This is a genomic window from Streptomyces sp. Tu6071, assembly GCF_000213055.1.
Lineage (GTDB): Bacteria > Actinomycetota > Actinomycetes > Streptomycetales > Streptomycetaceae > Streptomyces > Streptomyces evansiae.
This window is the reverse complement of record NZ_CM001165.1, coordinates 1,080,032-1,094,493: the sequence shown is the minus strand read 5'-3', so window position 1 is coordinate 1,094,493 and position 14,462 is coordinate 1,080,032. Positions and strand designations below refer to the sequence as shown.

16 protein-coding genes are annotated in these 14,462 nt (G+C 69.5%); 11 read left to right on the top strand and 5 right to left on the bottom strand.

Going from position 1 to position 14,462, the window contains the following annotated elements; all coding sequences use genetic code 11:
• The first annotated feature begins 275 nt into the window (after positions 1–275).
• Positions 276–599 carry a hypothetical protein gene (locus STTU_RS04590; protein ID WP_043257069.1) on the top strand — a complete coding sequence of 108 codons (324 nt, stop codon included), beginning with the start codon at positions 276–278 and terminating at the stop codon, positions 597–599.
• Here the strand turns inward: STTU_RS04590 and STTU_RS04585 are convergent.
• The gene (locus STTU_RS04585; protein WP_007820266.1) at positions 591–1,793 is read right to left on the bottom strand and encodes an IS110 family transposase; all 1,203 of its coding nucleotides are present in this window, start codon (positions 1,791–1,793) and stop codon (positions 591–593) included. The two genes, STTU_RS04590 and STTU_RS04585, sit on opposite strands and share 9 nt — an antisense overlap.
• 504 nt (positions 1,794–2,297) lie before the next feature.
• On the opposite strand from STTU_RS04585, the gene STTU_RS34030 reads away from it, so the two are divergent.
• Positions 2,298–2,789, top strand: a complete 492-nt coding sequence (locus tag STTU_RS34030; protein WP_199784997.1) for a sigma-70 family RNA polymerase sigma factor — start codon at positions 2,298–2,300, stop codon at positions 2,787–2,789.
• A gap of 466 nt (positions 2,790–3,255) precedes the next feature.
• Here STTU_RS34030 and STTU_RS04575 read toward each other — a convergent pair whose 3' ends face one another.
• From STTU_RS04575 to STTU_RS34025, 3 genes are all read right to left on the bottom strand, one after another.
• The gene (locus tag STTU_RS04575; RefSeq protein WP_234019145.1) at positions 3,256–3,921 is read right to left on the bottom strand and encodes a hypothetical protein; all 666 of its coding nucleotides are present in this window, start codon (positions 3,919–3,921) and stop codon (positions 3,256–3,258) included.
• Entirely contained in the window at positions 3,918–4,925 is a 1,008-nt protein-coding gene (locus STTU_RS04570) for a hypothetical protein (protein WP_043254126.1), read from the bottom strand. The genes STTU_RS04575 and STTU_RS04570 overlap by 4 nt, the downstream gene beginning before the upstream one ends.
• A 129-nt stretch (positions 4,926–5,054) precedes the next feature.
• Positions 5,055–5,438: a hypothetical protein gene (locus tag STTU_RS34025; protein ID WP_234019144.1), complete on the bottom strand. Its 384-nt coding sequence runs from the start codon at positions 5,436–5,438 to the stop codon at positions 5,055–5,057.
• Between STTU_RS34025 and STTU_RS04560 the strand changes: the two genes are divergently transcribed.
• The 7 genes from STTU_RS04560 to STTU_RS04530 all read left to right on the top strand — a co-directional run bounded on the left by STTU_RS04560 (position 5,349) and on the right by STTU_RS04530 (position 11,786).
• Entirely contained in the window at positions 5,349–6,509 is a 1,161-nt protein-coding gene (locus STTU_RS04560) for an MFS transporter (protein WP_324607870.1), read from the top strand. The genes STTU_RS34025 and STTU_RS04560 overlap by 90 nt on opposite strands.
• Before the next feature lie 82 nt (positions 6,510–6,591).
• Entirely contained in the window at positions 6,592–7,368 is a 777-nt protein-coding gene (locus tag STTU_RS04555; protein WP_007820261.1) for an SDR family NAD(P)-dependent oxidoreductase, read from the top strand.
• Between the two features lie 68 nt (positions 7,369–7,436).
• Positions 7,437–8,045 carry a TetR/AcrR family transcriptional regulator gene (locus STTU_RS04550; RefSeq protein ID WP_007820260.1) on the top strand — a complete coding sequence of 203 codons (609 nt, stop codon included), beginning with the start codon at positions 7,437–7,439 and terminating at the stop codon, positions 8,043–8,045.
• Entirely contained in the window at positions 8,042–9,289 is a 1,248-nt protein-coding gene (locus STTU_RS04545) for an MFS transporter (protein ID WP_052862319.1), read from the top strand. The genes STTU_RS04550 and STTU_RS04545 overlap by 4 nt, the downstream gene beginning before the upstream one ends.
• 162 nt (positions 9,290–9,451) lie before the next feature.
• Entirely contained in the window at positions 9,452–10,585 is a 1,134-nt protein-coding gene (locus STTU_RS04540) for an epoxide hydrolase family protein (protein WP_234019142.1), read from the top strand.
• Positions 10,586–10,642: 57 nt separating this feature from the next.
• On the top strand, positions 10,643–10,975 hold the full coding sequence (locus STTU_RS04535; RefSeq protein ID WP_043254124.1) for a hypothetical protein: 333 nt from the start codon (positions 10,643–10,645) through the stop codon (positions 10,973–10,975).
• Positions 10,976–11,015: 40 nt separating this feature from the next.
• A complete protein-coding gene (locus tag STTU_RS04530) occupies positions 11,016–11,786 on the top strand; it encodes an IS5/IS1182 family transposase (protein WP_043254122.1) in 771 nt (256 codons plus the stop codon).
• Between the two features lie 427 nt (positions 11,787–12,213).
• Here the strand turns inward: STTU_RS04530 and STTU_RS04525 are convergent, their stop codons facing one another.
• Complete coding sequence (locus tag STTU_RS04525; RefSeq protein ID WP_007820249.1) at positions 12,214–12,765, bottom strand: TetR/AcrR family transcriptional regulator; 552 nt, start codon at positions 12,763–12,765, stop codon at positions 12,214–12,216.
• Positions 12,766–12,885: 120 nt separating this feature from the next.
• Here STTU_RS04525 and STTU_RS04520 point away from each other — a divergent pair, with 120 nt between their 5' ends.
• Both STTU_RS04520 and STTU_RS04515 read left to right on the top strand, forming a co-directional pair.
• Positions 12,886–13,320: a nuclear transport factor 2 family protein gene (locus tag STTU_RS04520; RefSeq protein ID WP_043254121.1), complete on the top strand. Its 435-nt coding sequence runs from the start codon at positions 12,886–12,888 to the stop codon at positions 13,318–13,320.
• Between the two features lie 494 nt (positions 13,321–13,814).
• On the top strand, positions 13,815–14,441 hold the full coding sequence (locus STTU_RS04515; RefSeq protein WP_078518916.1) for a hemerythrin domain-containing protein: 627 nt from the start codon (positions 13,815–13,817) through the stop codon (positions 14,439–14,441).
• Positions 14,442–14,462 lie beyond the last annotated feature (21 nt).

Sequence of the window (14,462 nt, the reverse complement as noted above, 5' to 3'; positions counted from 1 at the left end):
GCCCGCACCGCCGCCCGGCCGAGCCCCCCCCGGGGGCCGGCCTCTGGTTGGTGCCCCGCCCCCCGGCAGCGACGGCGCGGGGGTCGCTTCACGCCCGCAGCCGCGCCGCGGGGATGCGGCCACACTTGTACAGCATGCTCTCTCGTCAAAGAGCCGGTGCACGGCGGAAGTTGGTCGACCCGGGGGGCGCGGGTTGGAGGTGCAGCAGGGGCGGGGGCGCACGCGGGGGGGGTGCCCCTATGTGTTTGGTCAAGGTGGTGGGCCAGGATGGCGGCATGACGACCTGGTTCCGCACCTACTACGAGGACGAAGATCTGTGGCTGTATTTTGAGGTCGATGACGGGGGCTGGGCGGTGCGTCAGGTTGAGGTCCGGGGGCAGGACGCGCGGGCGGTGACGGCGGCTTCCTTGGCGGAGGTCGTGCACTTGCGCGACCATGCCGATCTTGCGTCGATGGGCCGCTATGAACGGCAGTACGGCGTTCTCGCCGACGGCCCCATGGACGGCTGGCAGGACCAGCCGCAGGCGGCCGTGATCTCTGCGGAGGAGTTCGAGCGGCTGTGGACTGAAGCAAGGCAGGCTCTCGGCGACTCAGCCTGACCTGACCGGCTGCGGTTCGTAGAAGGTGCCGTCGCGGAGCATCGCGAACAGGACGTCGGCCCTGCGCCGGGCGAGACAGAGGAGGGCCTGGGTGTGGTGCTTCCCCTGGGCGATCTTCTTGTCGTAGTAGGCCCGCGATGCCGGGTCACCCAGAGCGGCGAACGCGGATAGGAAGAAGGCCCGTTTGAGCTGCTTGTTTCCTCGCCGCGACGGCTGTTCGCCTCGGATCGAGGAGCCTGAGCTCCGGGTTGCCGGGGCGAGTCCGGCGTAAGCGGCGAGGTGGCCGGCGGTCGGGAAGGTGCTGCCGTCGCCGACCTCGATCAGGATCCTGGCTCCGGTCCTGACGCCGACGCCCGGCATGGACGTCAGGACCTTCGAAAGAGGGTGGTCCTCCAGCAGTTCCTCGATCCGCCCGGCCAACAGTTTCCGCTGGTCAAGCACGGCGGTGAGTGACCCAGCCAGGCTCGGGACGATCAGCGCGGCCGCCTCGGTCCCCGGAACGGTCACGGTCTGCTCGTCCAGTGCGGCGAAGATCTCCTCGACCAGCCGCTCGGCCATCCTCGGCGCCTTCGGCCGCAGCAGCGTGACCAGCCGCCGCCTCCCCGCCTTGCGTATCTGGGCCGGAGACCCGAACCGTTCCAGCAGTGCCAGGACGGCCGGGTGCTGCAACCGCGGCCCCAACACCCGCTCCAGGGACGGGTGGATCTGGGTGAGCAGGCCGTGGAGCCGGTTGGCGACGCGGGTGGCCTCGCCAGCCAGGTCGTCGTCGAACCCGACGATCATCTCCAGCTCGGCGATCGTCTCGTCCTCGCCGTCGATCGCCCGCAGCGTGTGCGGCATCGCGCGGGCCGCGTCCGCGATGATGAACGCGTCTCTCGCGTCGGTCTTGGCCTCGCCCGGGTAGAGGTCGGCGATCCGCCGCATCGTCAGCCCCGGCAAGTAGGCGACCGGGCAGCCCATGTCCCGCGCGACGGCCAGCGGCAGGGCGCCGATCGAGGCCGGCTGATCGACCACGACCAGCACCGTTCCGTGCTTGGCCTGGAGTTTGGCGAACAGCTCGCGGAGCTTGGGCTCGGTGTTGGGCAGGCGCTTGTCGAACGCCTTCTTTCCAGCCGGGGTGACGGCGGTTGCGTGGTGTTCGCCCTTGCCGACGTCCAGGCCGAGGAAGACGTCGATGTCGCCGGTGTCGATCACGTACAGGCCCCTCCATCACGCTTTCGTCCGGCCTTGCCTCGGCGCCGAGCTGCCACATCCACGTTACGGAGAGCTCTTCCGGCCTGGGTGAAGCCGGTGCTCAAGCCCCTCATCAGCGGTCCGTCGATGCCTCCGGGTCCGGTGACACCACCCCCCGGATCATGAACAACAAGGGGGGGAAGTCATGCCGGACCCGAAGGCCGGAGGCCCCATTGCGGAGCCACGAAAAGGTAACGGGGGGGGCACGCGGTTGTGACGTAGGACACCCATGGTGATTGGTCGAGACCTGTAAGTGATGCCGTTCTTGCTGCTCACTGCCCTCTTGCGCCCGCTTTGATCTTGCTCACGGTGAAGCGTCGGACACAGAGGGGAATTTATTTCTCAGGGGCGGATGAGTGTTCGGGTCGTGAAATCGCTTCAGTGGGGCCAGGACCACAGCCGGTCCCGGCGCTCCCGGAGCGCCGTTCACCTCGACGACGAGGAGTTCCCCCGCCGGAGGTGCGCGTGAGCACCCCCGCCCCCCGCTCCGGCCGTCGGCCCGCCCCGATCCGCTGCGCCACCGAGGACCTCGTGCCGCCGCCCCTGGAGGAGCCCTCGTCCTTGGAGGACTACGACTTCGAGGCGTTCTACCTGAGCCAGCAGGAGTTCTTCCACGCCTACGCCGAGCTCCAGCTCGGTACGCGCGCCGCCGCCGAGGAACTCGTCCACGAGACGTTCCTGAAGATCCAGGACAGCTGGGAGCAGATCGCGACGGAGGGCAAGGCCGAGCAGCAGGCGCTGCTCCTCCTGCACGCGGAGGTCAAGTGGCGCCTGCACATCGAGGGCCGCGACCCGTCCTTCGTCAGGAACGGCCCCGTACGGCAGCACAACCTCGCCGCGATCCGTGAGCAGCTCGAGCTCCACGACAGCCCGCGCGGCCTGTACGCCGCGATCGCCGCGCTGAACGACCGGCAGTTCGACGCGGTCCTCGTTCTGTGGCTGATCGCCGCCCCCTGACCGGCACTCGCGAAGCGGCCCCGGCAGTGATGGTGCCGGAGCCGCTTCATGTCTAAAGCCCTGGCGGTCGCGTAGGGGCTCCCAGGGCTGCGGCCACACCTCGACAGCAGCCTCTCTCACCAAAGCGCCTGGGCGAGACGGAAGTTGCTCCATCAGGGGGCGAGAGTGGAGGCGCGACGCCCACCCGCCACGTCGAACTCCACCGACAGGTCCAGCTATCCGCGAGATCGAGTTGATCCCGAAATGCGGCATCCCCGCTGTATCCCGCGACAAGCTCATCGAGGCGACTCGAGTCCGACCGGATCCTTGGCCTGGCTACATCGCTCACTCACCCAGAGCATCACCAGCAGCATGGCGACAGGGCCCGATCTTCGGAACTGATCACAACTGTGACTTAGCGCTGCAATTTGGCCCCTCTGGCAACCCGAACGCTCAGCGGCGGGACCGCGGGCTCGGCGTTCGGGGATCAGTTGCCGGCCAGGCCCCATGCATCGAGCCCGCCGTAGATATGGGCCCTCAGGCAGTGGGGGGCGCTGAAGCCTGAGGCTTCGCCGCGGTAGATAGCGATGAGCGAGTCCTTGCCCCGCCACCAGGTGTCAGCGAGTCCCTGGACTTCGGGTACCGGCTCGAATCCGTCGAGGTTCAGGTCCTCAACAGCGCTGCCTTTGATCTTCGTGATGGTCTTGGCCCAGTAGCCCGCGTGGCTGGCAAGTGCCAGGGCTTCCACCCATCCCTCTGTGCTGGCGTGCAGCGGCGTCCAGTGGTCAGCGTCGATCCCGAACTCACCTCCTGGCCCGATCATGAACCCGTGGGCCATGGAGACACGGCAGTAACCAGCCGGGAACCGCCATCCGTTCGCGGCCGAGCCTTCCGGGGCATCGGCTTCCAGAACGCGCGGGCCGCCCTCGTATTCGGGGGCCGGGGGCAGGGCAAGACCGCCCCAGCGCTCTTGGAAGGCGACAGCCCGGTCGATCTCGGCATCCGGAATCCCTTGCTTGAGCCATGCCTCCCGAAAGAGCTTGAGGTCGCGGTGTGGAACACGCAGCCCGTGTCCCTCAACGAAGTAACGAGCTCGCCGGCTCAAGCCCTCAGGCGCCTGAGGAATCACCGGCACTCGGGGGTCCGCCGTCACGGTTGCTGCCCCTCGCATGGAGAGGTCGGTGCGGCCGGGTGAGGCGGTGCCGACGGCTGCTGAGCGCTGGACCAACGGACAGGGGCGCCGCCGGAGCCGCCGGTGAGCCAGGAACCATCGCCCAGGGGCACCAGCTCGTACGGGTTGCTCGCCTCAACGGTGAACTCGCTGCTGAGGGTGCCCGTGCGTACGTCGACCAGGTGGTGACGGAACCACTCCTCCTCGTCCTGACTCTCACCGCCCAGGGTGACGATGGCCGTGTCCTCGCTCAGGTAGCCGCCGCTCCATTCCACGAAGGACTCCTCCGGGTCGTAACCGAAGGCCTCGACGGAGAGGGTGAAGAGTACGTCCCCATCGGGATGGCCGTGGAAGGCGACGTCCGCCTGACCGTGGTCCACGGTCATGAACTGGCGTCCGGACGGCGCCAGGTCGATCAGGCAGCGGTCCTGCCACGGATACGTCACGAACTCCGGCCCGCTGTCCGCCCCGCTCGTACCCCGGAGAATGACAGAGCCGTCCTGGCCCTCACCGATGTCGAGGTAGATGCTGCCGTCCACGGGATGCACGTGGTGGAAGGCGCCGTGCCCGACCGTCTCCAGCTCACAGCGGGCGACAACCACACCGCTGTCGGCGTCGTGCACGACCCACTGGTCCCCGCCCCCGCGGCCCGCCATCGCGTCCGGCCGGTAGACCCACACCGTCCGGCCGTCCAGAGACAGCGCACAGCCAGGCTGGTGGCCATGGCGTACGTCAGAGTGCGGTTCGAAGTCCGAGGCCCACATGAGGTTGCCGTCGCGCGTAAGGCAGACGACTCCGTTCAGCGTCGTGTACACGACCCGCTCCAAATCCTGCCGGACCACCGACGCTACGACCTCCTCGCCATCCCGCGGCTGAAAAACCGCTGCGGGCTCCAGCCTCCCGTAGGCACCGGCGCCCACGACGTAGGCGTGGATCCGCCCGTCGCGGAGACGCGTGAGGACCTTCGGTGGCGGCTCAGGAATCATCCGCTGAGGCTAACGCCCAGCTAAGGAACCTCATGAGCCGGGGCGGTGGGCGCCCGAGTCGGGTAGTCGGGCCGAGCACGACAGTTGGCCCCACTGGACAATTCCGATGCACGACCACAGACCGGTTGCTCAGAACAAGGAGTCCCAGAGGACCTCTTCCGGGTCAGGTTCTTCTGGGTGGAGCATGCAGCGAATGCAGCGCAGGAGTCCTGGTTCGTTAGTGCCCGAGGCGGCGCTCATCCACGGCAGGGCCTCCATGGCCTGTGCGCGCTCGTTGTCGGCGAGGGTGTCGACGGCCCGGCGGAGCTCCTCCGGTGCGGATTGGTCGGTGAGGCAGAGCCAGCCGAACGCCGCCGACAGACGGGCTTCGGGGGCCTCCGCTCGGTCGTGCCACCGTTCGCGCAGCCACCTGACAGTTGGCGGGTGCGGGTGGGCCCGGGTGATCTCGGCGGCGGCCAGGAGCAGGGCGGCGCGGACCATGGCGTCGCCTTCGGTGGCGAATCCGTTGGCCAAGGCAGTCCGGATGGTGTGGGCGGGGTCGGCGGCGGTCGCGCCCTTTCCCTGATCACCACCAACTGGCCGGAGGGCCCTCGGCGAGGCCGTGCTCTGGGGTGGTACGCCACCGCCGGGGCCTGCGGCTTCATCGGAGGGCTCGTTCTCGGCGGGGTGCTGACCGAAGTGTCGTGGCGGCTCGTCTTCGCGCTTCCGGTGCCCATCGCCGTGGCGGCACTGCTCGCAGGGCTGCGCCTGCTCCCGGCGGACCGCCGGGGCAGCGCCCGCGAGAAGCTCGACATTCCCGGTGCGCTGACGGCCACCGGAGCGCTGATGCTCCTGGTCTACGCCCTTACGCAGGCTCCGGCGTACGGCTGGCTGTCCGCCCGCACTCTCGTCCTCTTCGCTGCCGCGGCCTGCTTGCTCGCCCTGTTCCTGCGCGTCGAGTCCCGCTCACGCAAGCCGTTGGTCCCGTTGTCCTTCCTCACTCGGCGTGCGACCGCGCGCACCAACCTGACGATCTTCGCGATGTGGGGCGCCTACACGTCGTTCGCGTTCCTCGCCACGCTCTATCTGCAGAACGTGCTGGGCTGGACGCCGTTGCAGACGGCCGGTGCCTTTGTCCCGCTCGGCCTCGCCAATGGTGCGCTGGCGCCGTTCGCGGGCCGGATCGCCGCCCGGTTCGGCGTGCACAGGACGATCGCCGCCGGGATGCTGCTCCTCGCGCTGTCCTACGCGCTGTTCTTCCGGATCGACCCCGGCAGCCCATTTCTCACGGTGATCCTGCCCGTCATGGTCGTCAACGGGATCGGTACCGCCGCGACGTTCCCCGCGCTGAACATGAGTGCGGTGGCCGGGGTGCCCGACCGGGACCAGGGGCTGGCGGGAGCCTTGCTCAACACCTTCATGCAGATCGGCGGTGCTGTGGTCCTCGCCCTCGTCACCGCGGTCGTCGAAGCCGAGCAGCAGGCGGACCGCTCCGACCCTCTGGCGGACTACACCCCTGGCACCGCCGTCATCGTCGCCGCCGTACTCGCCGGTCTGGGCGCCGCCGTGCTCATCCGGCACCGGACCGACAGCCGCAATCACTGACGCAGTGGCCCTCCGCCCTGCCACGAAGCCATCCGTCGCCGGGCACCGACACCCGACCACCACCCCATCAGGGAGTACCCGCATGACCTCCAGGCCCCTGTCCACCGAAGCCGTCGAAGCTGGCGAGTTCGCCGGAAAGACCGCCCTCGTCACCGGCGCCGCACGCGGCATCGGCAAGGAGACCGTGGCTCTCCTCCATGCCCGCGGCGCACACGTCGTCGCCCTCGACGTGCGCCCCGAACTGGCCTCGCTGGCACAGGAGTTTCCCGGGACCGTGACAGTGACCGGCGATGTCACCGCGGAAGAGACCTCCACCCGCGCGGTCGGGTCCGCCGTCGACGCCTTCGGCGGACTGGACATCCTGGTCAACAACGCCGGACGAACCCTGAACAAGCCGGTCACGCACACCACGGCCGAGGACTGGGACAGCGTGATGGACGTCAACGCCCGTGGCGCATTCTTCTTCGCCCGTGAAGCCTTCCGGGCCATGAAGGAGCGCGGGGGCGGCGCCATCGTCAGTACCGGGTCCTACGCGTCCGCCGTCGGCCTGCCCGAGGGAGCCGCCTACAGCGCGTCGAAGGGTGCACTCGCCCAGCTGACGAAGGTGCTGGCCCTGGAGGGCGGCCCCTTGGGCATCCGCGCGAACCTTGTCGCTGCGGGCGTCGTCGAGACCGACTTCCTCGACACCTTCCGCCTCGACAGCCGCGCCTATCTCGCGTCCTTCGGGAACGTCCACCCCCTGGGCAGGGTGGCGCAGCCGCACGAGATCGCGGAAGTCCTGTGCTTCCTGGTCTCCCCGCGATCCGCCTTCGTCACGGGAGCCGTACTCGCCGCGGACGGCGGCTTCACCGCGGGCTGATCCACCGTCCTGTCACCCGTCGACAGACATAAGAACACTTGTTCCTTACGTAGTGTACGTTTGTTCTTATGTGGGAGAAAGAAACATCCGAAGAACAAGGCGCGGCGGGCGGTGAGGGGCGACGCACGCGCCGGCACGATCCGCGCCGTCGGGAGCGGGTGCTCGACGCCGCGCTGGAGGTGCTCGTCGAAGACGGGGTCGCCGGGATCACGCACCGCAAGGTGGCGGCCCGCGCCGACGTGCCACTGGGCTCCGTCACCTACCACTTCGCAAGCCTGACCGAACTGTGCACGCAGGCGTTCGCCTGGTACGTCGAACAGCGCACCGCCGAATACGAGGCCCTGTTCACCCAGGTGGCATCGCGCGAAGACCTGATCGACGTCCTGGTGACGGTGGTCCAAGGAGGACCGGCCCGGCATCGCAGCGCGGTTCTCGGCTTCGAACTGCATTTGGCGGCGCTGCGCGATCCCGCGCTGCGCGTCCTAACCCAGCAGTGGACCAGCTCCAGCCGGGCGGTGCTGGCCCGCTTCACCGGGCCGCGGGCCGCCGCCCGCCTCGACGCCCTCCTGGAAGGAATGATCATGCACGCACTGCTCTCCACGGACCAGGAACCGCCCGAGGCGACCCGGGAGGCCCTCGTGCAGACGCTCAGCCCGGCCGCCGGGCCGAGTAAGTGAATCCCCGTGCCGCGGCAGGCTCGTACGCACGCGAGACCGCGAGCGCCGTACGGGCGACCTACCTCGTCTTCGCCCTCCTGGGCCTGGCCGGGGCCACCTGGGCGTCCCGCCTGCCGCAGATCCGGGACCGCATGGATCTGGACGCCGCGGCAGTGGGCCTCCTGTTGCTCCTCCTCGCGGTCGGCGATCTGGTGGCGTTGCCGCTGGCCGGTCCCTGCGTCGCACGGGTCGGGCCGCGCCGGGCCGTCACCACGGTGGGCGCGTTCGTAGGTGCCGGCCTCGCCGCGGTGGCGACCGGCTTCGCTCTCTGGCCACCGCTGCTTCTCATCGGCCTCTTCGTCCTGGGCACTGCCACGGGCTTCTGGGACGTCGCGGTCACCGTGCACGCCGCGGCCCTCGAACGACGACTCGGTCGCGCTCTGATGCCCCGCTTCTTCGCCGGGTTCAGCCTCGGCACCGTCGTCGGCGTCTGCCTCGGCGCGCTCCTGACGGCGCTGAGCGTAACGGTGAGCCTGCACATCGGCGCGGTGGCCCTGCTCATCACCGTGCTGACACCCGTGGCCGTACGCCGCTTCCTCCCCCGAACCGCACCCCCGGCATGGTCACCGCGCGGGACGACGCGGGAGGCCGGGCCACGCGCATGGCGCGACCCACGCACGGTCGTCCTCGGCCTCGTCGCCCTGGCCTTCGCGCTGGCGGAAGGAGCGGGGAGCAACTGGGTCAGCCTCACCGTCATCGACCGCCACCGCACCACGGCCGCCGTCGGTACGCTCGCCTACGCCGCCTTCCTCGCGGCCGTCACCCTCGGCCGCTGGCTCGGACCGCTGATCGTCGACCGCCTGGGCCGGCCAGGAGCACTGCGGGTGTCCGCGTCGGCCGCCTGCCTCGGGGTGGTCCTGTTCGCGGCCGGGCCCGGCCTCTGGACGGGGTTCGCGGGGGCGCTGCTGTGGGGAGCGGGCGCAGCACTCGGCTTTCCCCTCGCCCTGAGCGCCGGTTCGGACGACCCCGCCCAGGCGGCCGCCCGGGTCGGCGTGATCACCTCGATCGGGTACTGCGGCTTCGTCTGCGGCCCGCCCCTGTTCGGCGCCCTTGCCGGCCGGAGCGGCCTCGCACCTTCGTTGCTGGTGGTGGCCGCCGTCATGGCCGCGTCCCTCACCCTCGCGGGCGCCCTGAGGGAGACCCCGCGGGTCGCGCGTGAAGAGGCGATCGACACAGCCGGCGTCGCGCCGACGCCCTTGCACTGATGAACACACACCCGCGCCGGCCCTGAACGTGGTCGCCGCCCCCACCCTCGCGGGTGCCGGGAGGACCACTTCCGCGGGTCACGCACGGGAAAGCGAACGGCACCGCCGCCGTACCCCTGCACATCACGACCCCTGCACATCACGCACATGAAGGAGCACACCGTGCCGATCAGCAAGCCCGTCATCCAAGTCACGGACGCCGACTTGGAAGACCTCCGCACCCGGCTGCGCGCCACTCGCTGGCCCGAGCCCTGGCCGGTCGACGGCTGGCAGGCGGGTACCGACGCAGCCGAACTCCGCCGCCTCGTCACGTACTGGGCCACCGACTACACGTGGCGCACCCACGAAGCCGCCATAAACGCGCTGCCCTCTCATTTCGCCGACATCGACGGCACACGAGTGCACTACCTGCGTTACGAGGCCGAACACCCCGACGCCCTCCCAATCGTGCTCACCCACGGCTGGCCGAGCACCGTCATGGAACTCACCGCGCTCGCCGAACGGCTCGCCGCCCCCTCCCGCCACGGAGGCGACGCCCGCGATGCCTTCACCGTCATCGTCCCGTCCCTGCCCGGCTTCACCTTCTCGCCCCAGCGCCCCGCCCTCACCGACGCCGAACAGACCCACGACCTCTGGCACCGGCTGATGCACGACCACTTGGGCTTCCGACGCTACGCGGCCCACGGCGGAGACCTGGGCGCCGGCGTCACCTCACGGCTCGCCGAGGCCCACCCCGAGGCCGTCGTCGGCATTCATCTGCTCGCCGCGGCGGCCCCGGCCGAGTACGATCCGGCCTCGCTCACCCCTGAGGAGAAGACCCACCTCGTGTCCGCCGCGGCCTGGCAGGCGGAGGAGGGCGGCTACATGCACCAGCAGAACACCCGTCCCCTCACCCTCGCGCCCGCACTGAACGACTCGCCCGCAGGACTACTCTCCTGGATCCTTGAGAAGTACCGCGCGTGGACCGACTGCGGCGGCGACCTGTCCACCCGCTTCGGCGACGACTTCCTCCTCACCCAGGCATCGCTCTACTGGTTCACCGGCACGATCTCCACGTCCTTCCGCCCGTACTACGAGTACGCGCACCAGCTCACCCGGCGCGTGCGGCGGGTCGACGTCCCCACCGCCCTCGCCCTGTTCCCCGCAGACCTCGCCCAACCGCCCCGGAGCTGGGCGGAGCGCACCTACCACCTCACGCGCTACACCCGTATGCCCCGCGGCGGCCACTTCGCCGCACACGAGGAACAGGTCTTGCTCGCCGACGACATCACCGCGTTCTTCCGCGACCTCCGTTAGGCCGTGTCTGACAAATGATCTCTGCAAAGGTTCGGTGTCGGAGGCTGAGGAGGGGTCATGGGGATCGAGCTGGAACTGCACTCGGGGCGACCCGCGCGAAAGGGGTCGTCCCGGGACACCTTGCTGCGGGGGACATACGAGCACGGTGAAGCGTTGGCGAGAGTGCTGAACAACCTTGACCGGCATGGCTCGGGCAAGCTCGGCTGGGTGGATCCGTACGGAGACACGCTGTTCAACGAACAGGAAGCTCAAGTCGCTCGCCAGGAAGTCGCCGCCCTGGCACAGAGGTGTACTGACGACCAGCAGAAGGCGGCTCTGCTCGACCTTGACGAGCTACTCAAAGCGTGTGCAGCGACGCCGGGCAGCTACTTGTGGTTCATGGGTGACTAAAGCGTGTTGCAGAAGCCCGTGCTGCGGGTATTTCTCCTGTATGGGTGGGGTGTTGCGGGCTGAGGCGTTGTGGGTGGAGACGTTTACCGGGCTGCGGATGCGGCAGTTCGAGCGGCTGCTGAAGGCGGTGCGCGAGCGGGGCGGGAACGGGCCTGGTGTGGGCCGGCCGTGGTGTCTGCCGCTGGCGGAGCGTGTGTTGATGGTGGCCGTCTACTACCGGACGAACCTCACGATGCGGCAGCTCGCGCCGCTCTTCGGCTGCTCCCCGGCCACGGTGTGCCGGGTCATCCAGAAGCTGCGGCCGCTCCTGGCCATCGAGCCCGCGATCCGCCCGGCCGACGCCATGGAGAGGCTGTGGATCGTGGACGGCACGCTGATCCCGGTCCGGGACCGGAAGGTCGGCGCCTCCTCCCGCAACTACCGCTTCTCCGCGAACGTGCAGGTCATCATCGACGCCGACACCAAGCTCGTGATCGCGGCGGCCCGCCCCGTTCCCGGCAACACCGCAGACGCCAAGGCATGGCGAAACTCCGGCCTCGCCGACATCTGCCAGGACGTGACCGTGCTCGCCGACGGCGCCTACACCAATACCGGGCTCGTCATCCCGCACCGCAAACGACCCGGCCGCCCCCTGCTGCCCGGCGAGGAAACGGACAACGCCGCCCACCGAAAAGTACGGGCCCGCGTGGAACACGCCTTCGCCCGCATGAAGCACTACAAGATCCTCCGCGACTGCCGGCAACGAGGCAACGGCCTCCACTACGCAGTCCAAGCCGTCGCCACACTCCACAACCACGCCCTCACACCATGATCAACACACCTCTAGGACACGGCCCCGCACGCCCACCCACAGGCTTCTGCAACACGCTTTAAGACGGACCGCGCCGACGCGAGGCTGATCGCCTCGATGGCGTTGGCGGGGGAGTGCCGCCCCCTCGTCGTGCACTCGCCGCAGGCGCGGGCTCTGCACGTCGTCGCGCACGCTCACACCGTCCGAGGACGGAGGTGTTCACCCCCAGGCGGTGAAGACCCCGGGAGAGGCGGGCGGGCCGTGGTACGCCTGAAACTATCCCCGAAGCCTCAGAGCCCCGACGTGGGAATGGCGCCCACAGCCCCCGCCCGCCTCGCTGGATACGACGCCCGAAGCCCGGCCTCCGCACGAGGAGAGCCGGGCTTCGGGCGTCGCCCGTGTTCCGCCCGGTGTATTGACCCGCAGGGCGGCTGTCCCCGCACGACGGCTACGCACCATGCCGTGGGGACAGCCCGTCCAGCACGATGTCGACCGCCCTGTTCACGACGGCCCGGTCGCCGGGGGCGTTGGCCAGCGCCCTGATTAGCACGTAGATCTCGTCCACGGTTGCGTCTGCGCGTACCTCGCCGTCTTTCTGGCCCCGCGACAGCAACACCCCGACTGCGTCCTGCAAGGCGGAGGCCGCAGCTTCCACCGTATCGGGGGCGCCGGCCGGAGTGGCGGATTCCTCCAGCAGCGCGAGGAGCGTGAGCTTGGCCGGCGCGCCTGAGACCATCTCCCGGAACGTCGTCCGGAAGGCAGCCCCTGCCTCGCTGCCCTCGCCCCGCGCACGCGCAGTGTCGGTGAACAGGGTGAGGTGCCGCACGATCGTGGCCTCGATGAGCAGTCGTTTGGTCGGGAAGTGCCGGAACACGGTGCCGATCCCGACGCCGGCCCGGCGGGCGACCTCCTCGGTCGAGCCAGCTCTGCCGAACTCGCCGAATACCTCTTCGGCTGCGGCCAGCACCCGGTCCCGGTTCGCCTGCGCGTCGCTTCGCATCCGGTCATTCTCCCTCTCCAGGTGATCCTCTCGCTGCAGTTGGATCCGCACGCCACTTGCAATCGGAGTCGCCACTCCGTATGTTCCGGAGTTGAGACTCCGGTTAGAAGGGTAACCATCATGCGAACCTCCGAGGAGACGGTCCTCGCTATGCTCGACGGCGCCTGCCGGCTGAACAACGGCGACCGCAGCCAGGTCAACAAGCTGGCCGAGTTCTACGCAGAGGAAACCTACGTGCGACACCCGATGGCCCCGCTCGGCGATACCCCGCTGCTCAGCCGCGAAGCACTCCGACAGCACTTCACTGCGGCAGTGTCGGCCGGTCTGGCAGGCGTCCGGGTCGAGGACGTCCACGTCCACCGGACCGCTGATCCGGAGGTGGCCATCGGCGAGTTCACCTACCGCGGCGATGGGGGCTGGGCCGCGCCGGGCATCATCGTCTTCCGGATCCGTAACGGGCTGATCGTGGAGTCCCGCGACTACATCGATCACCTCGGGCTCGCCCGTGCCACCCATACGCTCGACGCCCTCTGCGCGCAGCTGACAGACGCATAGAGAGGGGGGCGGGGATACGACGCGGGGCACCGCGTCCCGCCGTGACACGGGTGTCGAGGCGAACATCTGAGCTGACCACGGTGGCACTCTTCACGTCTGCGGGATCTGCGCCGGCGGATCTTCCGAGGGCGAGAGCAGTAGGCCCGACCTCGCTGAGCCATGCGGGCCAGTTGTTGCGGCAAGCGCCCGCCACGAGCTGGTCGGCGCCGCGTTGGGGACAAGCGCGGCGTCGCGCCCGTGGAGTTCGGTGACGACTTGTGCGGTGGTGAAGGCGGTGGGCCCGGGCGCGTGGGAATGAGGTGGCGTTGGCCGCCGGCTTGAGGCGTATACCGTGCGGGTAATTGACCACCCATACCGCCGCCGCGCCGGACCGTTCAACCCGCTGCGGAGGGCATCATGCCGACACCTGGAGATCATCCGTGACTGAGTCTGTATCCGCTTCTGCGCCGGACACCGCGCACGCCGCAGACCATGCACCGGCCGACAGCCGGGACATGTATGCCATGCACGCCATGCTCCGCCGGGAGCTGGCAGAGCTTCCCGAATACGTCGCGACCGTCCCGCCCGGGGACCGCCGGCATGCCGAGATCGTCGCCCGGCACATCGATTTCGTGGCCCTGGTCCTGCACGTCCACCATGAGGGTGAGGACATCCTTGTCTGGCCGAAGCTGGCCGAACGCGTACCGGCAGACGCCGCGCCCGTGCTGGCCGCGATGCAGGCAGAGCACGCCGGGATCGACTGCGGGCTGACCGCGCTCACCGACGCGGCCGCGTCCTGGCGGGCGAACCCCGAAGTGGCGCACCGCGAGGCCGTCGTGGACGCGCTGCGCGAGCTGGCGCCCGTCGTGGACTCGCACCTGGCAGCCGAGGAAGCCGACGCGCTCGTCCTCATCGACACCTACCTGAGCGCGCCGGAGTGGGCCGAGGTGGGGATGCACGGGATCGCCCACCTGCAGCCGGAACAGTTCCCCCTGTTCTTCGGCATGCTGCTGCACGACCTGGATCCGGAGCTGTACAAGGTGCTCCGGGCCACCCTGCCTCCGGACCTGTTCGCGGAGCTCTCCGTCAGCGGCCCGCAGGAGTACGACCGGCACCGCCGCCGGCTGGCCACGGCGGCTTGACGGCGCTGCGGAGGGCGGGTG